Source organism: Pseudomonas sp. P5_B2 (assembly GCF_056400445.1).
Genome location: NZ_JBFULH010001084.1, coordinates 1 through 1,030, shown reverse-complemented (window position 1 = coordinate 1,030; position 1,030 = coordinate 1). Strand labels below are relative to the sequence as shown.

1 protein-coding gene is annotated in these 1,030 nt (G+C 57.0%); it reads right to left on the bottom strand.

What is annotated here, in order from left to right:
* The coding region (gene pnp, locus AC1DRJ_RS29330; RefSeq protein WP_477805207.1) for a polyribonucleotide nucleotidyltransferase at window positions 1–1,030 on the bottom strand (1,030 nt) is incomplete at both ends.

Here is a 1,030-nt window from a genome sequence, read left to right as displayed (position 1 = left end):
CGTTCAACCTTACCAACGTAGATCTTGCCGATTTCAGCTTCAGCGGTGATACCCAGAACGCGCTGACGTGCTGCTTCAGCCGCTTCCTTGGTTTCGCCGAAGATCTTGATCGAGCCGTCGTCTTCGATGTCGATCGAAGCCTTGGTCTCTTCACAGATCGCACGAATGGTCGCGCCGCCTTTACCGATGACATCACGGATTTTGTCGGTGTCGATTTTCATCGCGATCATGGTCGGAGCGTTTTCCGACAGTTCGGTACGCGACTGGCCAATGATCTGGTTCATCTGACCGAGGATGTTCAGGCGCGCTTCCAGGGCTTGGCCCAGAGCGATTTCCATGATTTCTTCGGTGATGCCTTTGATCTTGATGTCCATCTGCAGCGCGGTAACACCTTTGGCGGTACCGGCTACTTTGAAGTCCATGTCGCCCAGGTGGTCTTCGTCACCCAGGATGTCGGTCAGGATGGCGAACTTCTCGCCTTCTTTAACCAGACCCATGGCGATACCGGCAACCGGTGCCTTCATCGGAACGCCGGCATCCATCAGGGCCAGGGAAGCGCCGCAGACCGAAGCCATGGAGCTCGAACCGTTGGACTCGGTGATTTCCGACACAACACGGATGGTGTACGGGAACACGTCGGCAGCAGGCAGCATGGCTGCAATCGAACGGCGGGCCAGACGGCCGTGACCGATTTCACGACGACCAGCGCCACCCATGCGACCACACTCACCTACCGAGAACGGAGGGAAGTTGTAGTGCAGCATGAACGGGTCTTTTTTCTCGCCTTCCAGGGTGTCCAGCAGTTGTGCGTCACGGGCAGTACCCAGAGTTGCAACAACCAGAGCCTGGGTTTCGCCACGGGTGAACAGTGCCGAACCGTGGGTCTTTGGCAGAACGCCGACTTCGATGWTCAGAGGACGTACAGTCTTGGTGTCGCGACCATCGATACGCGGCTTGCCGTTTACGATGTTTTCGCGAACGGTGCGGTATTCGATTTCGCCGAAAGCCGCTTTGACTTCGCTGGAAGAAG